Source organism: Novosphingobium sp., assembly GCF_032093395.1.
Taxonomy (GTDB): Bacteria; Pseudomonadota; Alphaproteobacteria; order Sphingomonadales; family Sphingomonadaceae; genus Novosphingobium.
The window spans coordinates 1-8,227 of sequence record NZ_DAMDBA010000040.1; the positions used below are offsets into that span (position 1 = coordinate 1).

Sequence of the window (8,227 nt, forward strand, 5' to 3'; positions counted from 1 at the left end):
AGCTGCCGCTTTCGATCCTGGGCGCCAGGGGGGCGCCATCCAGTGTGGCCTGGGTTATGTCGAGAGCGTTCCCGGTGAAAACGAGTTGGCGCACGCCGTCTTCCGTTGCTCGAAGCCGGATGACCTCGTGTCCGGCAACGCCGGCGTTCTCGATGTCGGGGGTCAGGGCCAAATCATAGCAGAGCACCTCGAAACCCTGAACGGGCGTGTGATCTGAGCCGGCAATCGCGTCGCTACCTTGAAGACTGCAGATTCCCAATAAACCACAAATGATCCAGCGCATGCCCCTGTAGATCTCCAACTGCCCAATCTCCGGATCAACCAGAGCTAACCGCACGATCCGTAGGAGCGAAGTCCGAGAAGATCGACTCGGCGCCGAGGAACTGCGGCCTGGCGCAACGGAGAGGCCGACGATGACTTGAGACGTAGCCACTTGCTGTGCGGATGTGATCTGACCGCGGGCTCGCAAGAATGGCGATGTCGGCGTCCGCTTTGGAGACCGAGAAACTGGCACAACGGAACGTCCGGACCTGGGAGAGGAAAATCGGCGGCTGAACGACCGGGAAGGGTCGAACCATTACAGGGGCGCGCTGGACGAACATCATAGTCGCCGAGCTCTGACGCTATCACCGATGACGGCGGCGCAACCGAGCCTTGAGCGCATACTTGGTGGCGCCGATGTTGAACATCCCAGCTGCGTGGGTCATCACGCTGCCGGCGCGGCGCCATTGCGGGTTTGTGACCGGAATTATTGTGTGGGGCCGGATCGGAACCGAAACTCCCCCCTAGTGACTAATGCCGGGAACTAACTTTCTCCCCCTCGGGAATATCTGCTATGCGTTCAACATGTCTCAGGATCTCTCTCCGCTGGTGTCGAAAGCGCTGGACTTCGCCTCGCACGCTCACAATAGCATTGATCACCGGCGCAAATACACAGGTGAACCGTACATCAATCACCCCATTGAGGTGATGGAGATTGTCCGAAGCGTCCCGCACACTGACGAAATGTTGGCAGCGGCGCTGCTGCACGATACGATCGAGGATACCCCGACAACCCGAGAGGATATCGCACGCGAGTTCGGGGAACCTGTCGCTGCTCTGGTGATGGAACTGACTGATCAGTGCCATGAAGGCAACCGCGCTACACGCAAAGCTGCGGAAGCTGCACGCCTCGGCACCATCTCACCCGAAGCGCAAACCGTGAAACTCGCAGATTTCATCAGCAACACGCAATCAATCGTTGTCGGAAGTCCTGGGTTCGCCAAGGTCTATCTCCGCGAAAAGCTGCAGGTCCTCACTGTAATGACCGAAGGCAATCTCAACCTGTATCGTCGGGCCATGGCACTGATCGAGGAGGCCAAGACGAGCATAGGTTTCCGTCCGTGAAGTGATCTGCTCTGCCTCCACTGCTTCGAACTACCCAATTGGGTCAGCTTCCCCGTTCTTTTTGCTGGGTACGGCCATCTCACCCATTCAAGGCTGAAGCAGCGGACATTCCGCATCAGAGGAGAGCAGATTAACGGCTGGGCGCCAAGGAAGGGTCGCCACTTTCCTCAGCCCCGAACGAGCGGAAGTGGGACAAAGCTGTCGTTTAAGATCATGCTGAGGAGCGGCAGGTTTCGGTTGAAGCGGACGTTCGCGGTTCCACAGCTATCGTCAACTGAATGAGCAGCCTTGGCCGATGAGCGACTCTCTGAGTTGGAATGGCTGCATCAGGATAGCTGCCGTGTCAACGGCGAGGGCTCCCAGCCCTTTTACAACGTAATTCGACCATTTTCCGAGGTAAGTGCGGCCGTCCACTCGAATAAAGACCTGAAAAAAGCGCCGTTCACTTTTCAGTGACAATCAACAGCCCCAGCATTACGCGGAGCATACGCTCGGGCCATCGGTGCAATTCCATTTTCTGCGGTTTCTTCTCCCCGCGACCCCATTCAAGTGAACAAGCGCTCACTTGCTACCAAGGCAAAGCAGCTTGGCGCAATCGCGGAACATGGCGCTCCCGCGCCCCTCGCCCTTCCAACATGCTCATGATTTTATCCATCATTTTGTACTTACCGCGCTCCAGTGAAAGATTCCTGTTGCAAGCCACGTGTGGTATCGATATCAGTTCGGGTATCGATACCACACGTGGTTCGAGGGAGCCGAAAAGTTCAGGATGCGCCAAAGCGTCCGAATTTCAGGAGGGGATATATGAACAACATCGTACGCTTGACGTCCGCGCTGCTCGCGAGCTGCATTGCCATGCCTGCACTTGCGCAGACCGAGTCCCGTCCGACCGAAACCGCAAGCGAAGACATCGTGGTCACGGGCATTCGCGCCAGTCTTCAAAGCGCTGTCCAGATGAAGAAGAACACGATGGAAATCGTCGATTCCATCACCGCGCAGGACATTGGCAAGCTGCCGGATCCGAACGTGGCGGAAACCCTTACGCGCGTCCCGGGCGTCCAGGCCTATCGCTTCGGCGGCGAGGCGTCGTCGCCCGTCGGCAACGGTTCGGGCCTGACTATCCGCGGCCTCACGGGCCAGACCGGATCGCGCGTTGACGGGCGCGCCTACTTCACCGCCGGCAGCCGCGAATTCAACGTCGAGGGCGCGAGCCCGGGCATGGTTGCCGGCCTCGATGTATTCAAGAACCCGTCGGCCGAGCATATCGAAGGCGCGATCGGCGGTCTGGTCAATATCCGCACGCGCAAGCCATTTGACTTCAAGGGTCTGGCGGTCTCCGCGGCTGCGGGCGGGCGCTACAACGATCTGGGCAAGAAGCTCACGCCCGAATACTTCGGGATGGTGTCGAACCGCTGGGACCTTCCGGGTGGCGGCGAGATCGGCGTTCTGCTGGCAGCGAGCTACGCCAAGAGCTTCAATCGCGGCGACAACACGCCCTCGGTCGGCGGCACCCAGTTTCGCCGGGCAATCCGCGCGGACAGCGCCGAATACTCGGCCAATGTCGGCACCGGGCTGAATCTCAATGGCGCCTATCTGGGCCGCTCGGATGTGACCTATCTGGCGGATGTCAACCCGGCCACCATCTCGGCCAGCGAGCGCCAGAACCTGCTGACGTCGGTCGGCGTGCAGAACAACATTGCCCAAGAGGACTATACCCGCACCCGCAAGGGTCTCAACGGCGCCTTGCAATGGCGCCCGGCCCCGGGACTAGAGTTCTACGTGGAGGGCAACTATAACTCGTACCTCTACCACCAGAACTATCGTTTCCTCAACGCAACCGACAGCCGGTACGCGCAGGAGCTGGCGACACAGGCGTTCACAATCGACGAGATGCTGGCCAACCGCAACGCGAACGGCGGCTCGAACGACCTGCTGTCCGGCCAGCGCATCACTGGCGGCACGTTCCTGAATTCCGGGCTTTCGACCACCGGCGGCGACGAGCATCGCCGCTACGAGACTTTCGTTATCGCGGGCGGCACGAAATGGGCCGCGACCGATCACCTCGACGTCAACTTCGACTTCTCCTACGTCAAGGCCGATCAGTCTCAGGACAATCGGTCGGTGACGCTGGCATCGGCGGCCGGATTGGCCTGGGACATCACACGCGACCTGGGCCGCCCGCAGCAAGTCTCCATCACCAGCCCAGACCTGTCCTCGGCCAGTTCATGGGTGTTCAACAACTATTCGAACGCCACCAATCAGGTCTGGCACGACGACGGCATCGCCGCCGCGCTCAACCTTGTCTACAGGTTCGACGATTCCTTCCTCAAGGACATCAAGTTCGGGGCGCGATACGCCACGCAGAAGGATCGCTACCGCAACTATTCGTTCAGCAACCGCAACCTGACCACCAACGGCCTGGCGCTGGCAGCGGACCGCTCGAACGCCATTTCAGTGGCCTCGATGGCGGATCTGGTCGAAACATCGCCGACCAACTTCATGAACGGGAAAGCGGGCTATTCCGGCGGATATCTGGTGTTCTCACCCGATGAGCTGCTGGGCGACAACGTGCGTGCGCGCTTCGCGAATGCCGGTATCCTGCCGGAAGACTCGCTGGCCGAGATCGTGCTCAACCGCCGCTACTTCAGCGAGAAGAGCTACGCCGGATACGCCGTCGCCGACTTCGGGTTCCTCGACGACCGGATCAAGGGCAATGCCGGCGTCCGCGTGGTCAAGACCGACACCTTCGTACGGGCGATGATCGATCCGCTGAATACGGGCAACATCACCGCCAGCGAAAGCACGTCCTCGTATACCCACGCCCTGCCCAGCTTGAACCTGACAGGCTACATCACGCCCGACACGCTGGTGCGCTTCGGCTATGGGAAGGGGATCACCCGTCCCGAGTTCTCGGCGCTCAATCCCTCGCTGATCATCAATACGGTCAGCGGAGTGGGCTCGGTCGGCAACCCGGACCTCAAGCCCCAGACGGCCAACAGCTTCGATCTCTCGTTCGAACACTATTTCTCGCCGGTGAACTACGTCTCCGCCGCGCTGTTCTACAAGAAGATCGACGGGTTCTTCAGCGGCGTGTCCTCGTGCCAGAGTGTGGCCGGTGCCCCGACCCCGACCACCAACACCAGCTGCTCGGGCGACCAGTACTTCATCACCCAGACCATCAATGCGGAGAAGGGAACCGCGAAGGGCATCGAGCTGGCGGGACAGACCTTCTTCGACTACGATTTCCTGCCCGAATTCGCGCATCATTTCGGCGTGCAGGGCTCGTTCACCTATGTCGAGACGAAGAACCCGCTGACGCTCAACGGCCAGCGCGTCAACACGATGCAGCCGCTGACGTCCAGGTACTCTTACTCGGTGACCGGGCTTTACGAGGACGAGACGATATCGGCACGCCTCGTCTACACCTGGCGCTCCAAGGCGATCCTGTTCGGCCTGGCGGCCAACCCGATCGACGGTCGCTACATCCGCAGCTTCGGGCTGCTCGACGCATCGATCAACTTCAACCTGGCACACAATTTCTCACTCGCGATTACCGCCTCGAACCTCACCAACCAGGCGGCTGACCGCTTCGTGGGCGAACCCGATCTCGCGACCGGGATCGAGCGCCAGCATTTCATGAACGGCCGCAACTTCGGCGCGACGCTGCGCTACAATTTCGGAAGCTGACGCTTCCGGGACGAGAGGGGACTCCTCCCAATGAAACCCTCTCAAGCCTGATGGGTCGCCGGCTCCTCCGCCGGCGACCCATTTTTCACATCAGCGCGGTCAGGATTATTGCGGTGAGGTCGAGACGCGTTCGGCGTAGGGTCCGACATCGATATCCTCGAGCGACAGGGCCCCATCCGGTCCGCCTACATCGACAAGGCTGACATCGTGCACGCTCCTGTGGGCGTCGAATCCGGCGATGACGGGGCGGTTCGCGTTCCCGCCGCGCGAGCGGACGTTATGCATCACGATGTTCTCGATCCCGCGTCCCGGAGCAAGGCTGTACTTCTGGTTAAAGACCACCCGGAAATTGAACAGCATGCCCTCCTCGATCCGGTCTATGCGGATGTCGTCGAACACCACGTTGCGGACCAGGTTGTTGTCGCCATCGGTGATCGCCAGCGCGCCCTGATAGTCGCGGTCGTCCTCGTCGTGATCGAGGATGTCGATGTTGCGGAACACCAGGTTCTCGATCGTACGCGGCTCATCCTTGCTGCCGTGAAGCCCGATGTTCACCGGATGAGCGACGTCCGCCCAGAGCGTGGAGTTCTCCACGAGATAGTTGCGCGCATCGCCATGATAGTCCCAGCGATCGGCATAGATCGCCACGGCATCGTCGGAAGTGCGCAGGAATACGCCGTCGATGTGGACATCAGAACAGGCCATCAGGTCGACGCCGTCGGTCCAGCCGCCCGCACTGAAGGTGCGCAAATTGCGAACCGTCAGACCGCGCGACTGACCGCACATCAAGGTATAGTGGCCCGGGTTGATCACGATCGGACCATCGATCTCGATGGACTGAGAACGAAGGACGGTTACCCCCTCCTTGCCGCCCTTGAGGATGCCGGGCCCGCCGATGCGCACGTCGTGCGCGTCGGCGACATCGACCTGCCCCTTGAGGATCGCGCCGCCGGCAAGACGCACGTCGGTATTAGATTCGAAGCGGAAGCTGTCCTGCCCTGGCGGCGGGACGTGGATACCGGGACCGAATGCCACAAGCGTGCGCCCTTTCGTGGGCCCGGCGGCCGGATAGATCGGATTGGCGAAGAGATGGAGGTTGTGCAGGCGATCATCGTCGAACTCGACCGACAGGTTCGCCGGGCCATCCAGCTTCAGGTATGCGATCGCGCCGACGAGCCTGGCCTCGATGCCGCGCGACGCGGGCCGCACGGCAACGTGACGAACCGCGCCGTTGTTCTTCTGGATCGCCACCTCGACCGGGCCGCTGGTCCCGAAGGTGACCATCGAGGCGGGCTGCGGCTTGTCGAGATCGACCATGACGCGGTATTCGTACAGGTCCCGCCATTCCCCTCCGGGCTGTCGTACCCGCACCGTGAACGTGTCGTCGAACGAGGTGTAGTAGTCGCTGCCCGGCGGCGGCGGGTAGACCTCGAGAACCCCGGGCGCGGCGGCCGGCGCGGCCTGTGCGGAAAGTCCAACGGCAAGCGCACCAAGCGCGACGACCGCCAGGGGCCTCACTGCCCGATCCTCCACCAGTCGTACCGGGCGTATCCGGCACTCGTCGCGACCGCGGCTGGCGTACCGAGGGCAGCTTGCGCGAAGAGACCGATCTGAGCGCCGACCCAGCGCCCCTGCCTGGCTTCGAACGTCGATCCCAGCTCTTCGTACCGCACGCCGTCGAGACTGTAGGCGAAACGTACCGCCATGCGGGTATCGCGCAGCATCGAGGGCCAGTAGGGCGCAAAGTCGGGGGGCGGCACATCCACCACGACCGGCCTGGCGCAGGCTCTGAGCCAGACACGATCCTGCTTCAGCACCGGCCCTGCCGTATCGGCGATCGGCATGCCGGGACGCTCGTCGTCCTTGCGCACTTGCACTACCCGCATGCCCTCCGGCCTATTTTCCAGGCCAATCCATGCAAAGTTGACCCCGTGCACCGCCAGCCCGGCCCGCTCGCCGATCCGCAGGGGAGCAAAGCGCATTAGCGTGCTCGCGCAGAACGCCGGTCCCGGAAGCTTCTGCGACAGCACCGCCCCGGTCTCGTACAAGTCTGCGGATCCCGTCACCGACTGGAGCTTCAGCCATCCGTCCTCGACGCTGGCCCAGTCGTCCCCCGGGTTGCTGCCGAACTGCCAGGCGAGAGAAAAGCCTTGATCGAATTCGTCATCGGCGACCGGTGCCGCGACCTGCTGTGTCGCCAGGCCGGGTTTGCGATGCACGAGGACCGGCTCGCCGCGGCCGTCGCCATCGGTGTCGGTTCCGATCACCGGCCAGCCGTCCTTCCAGCGCATCGGCTGGAGGTGGACGATCCGCCCATAGGCATCGCGATCCTGGAAATGGAGGAACCAGTCCTCGCCGCCCGGCGTGTCGACCCACGCGCCCTGGTGCGGCCCGTTGATCGCCGTGCCGCCCTGATCCATCACATTGCGCCCCTCATAGGGACCTGTGATCCTGCGACTGCGGAACACCCCCTGCCAGCCGCCCTTGACGCTGCCACTGGGCACGAACACGTAGTACCAGCCACCGCGCTTGTAGAGCTTGGGCCCTTCGGTCGTCTGCCAGGGACGCGGCCCGAGACTTGTCGCGATCTTGGGCATTTGGCCGGCGTCGATGATGATGCGTTCGGGGCCTTCGGTTCTGCTCCCGTTCGCACTCAGCCGCCTGAGTGCGATGAGATTGGCCTTGCCCGCCCTGCTCTTCGCGAAGGCGTATGCGAGCCAGGCGGTGCCGTCATCGTCCCAGAACGGCGCCGGATCGATCGCCCCAGTGGTACCGTCCACCAGTACCGGCTCGCTCCATGGTCCTTTCGGATCGACCGCCGAGACCATGAAGATGCCGCGGTCCGGGTCGGGATAGTAGATCACGAAGCGGCCATCGCGATGGCGGATCGCGGGAGCCCACACTCCTCCCCCGCGCCGGGCGGTGCGATAGTGGTCGTCAGGCGGAATACGGCCGAGGGCATGGCCGATCAACGTCCAGTTGACGAGGTCGCGCGAGTGTAGGATCGGCAGGCCCGGCACATCCGTGAACGAGGACGACACGAGATAGAAATCGTCGCCGACGCGAACGACGTCGGGGTCCGAATAGTCGCCCGCCAGCACCGGGTTGCGATAAGTGCCGTCGCCCTGATCGGCGATCCAGCGTCCCTCACCTG

4 protein-coding genes and 1 pseudogene are annotated in these 8,227 nt (G+C 62.2%); 2 read left to right on the plus strand and 3 right to left on the minus strand.

Annotated elements, in window-relative coordinates:
• Positions 1-283: pseudogene (locus tag RT424_RS14035) on the minus strand (M1 family peptidase); the annotation flags it as partial.
• A gap of 563 nt (positions 284-846) precedes the next feature.
• Between RT424_RS14035 and RT424_RS14040 the strand changes: the two are divergent.
• A complete protein-coding gene (locus tag RT424_RS14040) occupies positions 847-1,386 on the plus strand; it encodes an HD domain-containing protein (RefSeq protein ID WP_313439328.1) in 540 nt (179 codons plus the stop codon).
• Positions 1,387-2,190: 804 nt separating this feature from the next.
• A complete protein-coding gene (locus RT424_RS14045) occupies positions 2,191-5,073 on the plus strand; it encodes a TonB-dependent receptor (RefSeq protein ID WP_313439331.1) in 2,883 nt (960 codons plus the stop codon).
• Between the two features lie 105 nt (positions 5,074-5,178).
• On the opposite strand, the gene RT424_RS14050 is transcribed toward RT424_RS14045, so the two are convergent.
• Both RT424_RS14050 and RT424_RS14055 read right to left on the minus strand, forming a co-directional pair.
• Positions 5,179-6,591 (minus strand): glycosyl hydrolase family 28 protein, encoded by a 1,413-nt coding sequence (locus RT424_RS14050; RefSeq protein ID WP_313439334.1) that lies wholly within the window; start codon positions 6,589-6,591, stop codon positions 5,179-5,181.
• A partial coding sequence (locus tag RT424_RS14055; protein ID WP_313439337.1) for a glycoside hydrolase 43 family protein occupies positions 6,588-8,227 on the minus strand: 1,640 nt, incomplete at its 5' end. The genes RT424_RS14055 and RT424_RS14050, both read right to left, overlap by 4 nt.

Bases quoted from the DNA above. Each gene is read 5' to 3' on its own strand.
- RT424_RS14045 (WP_313439331.1), top strand. From the start codon at position 2,191: ATGAACAACATCGTACGCTTGACGTCCGCGCTGCTCGCGAGCTGCATT.
- RT424_RS14040 (WP_313439328.1), top strand. From the start codon at position 847: ATGTCTCAGGATCTCTCTCCGCTGGTGTCGAAAGCGCTGGACTTCGCC.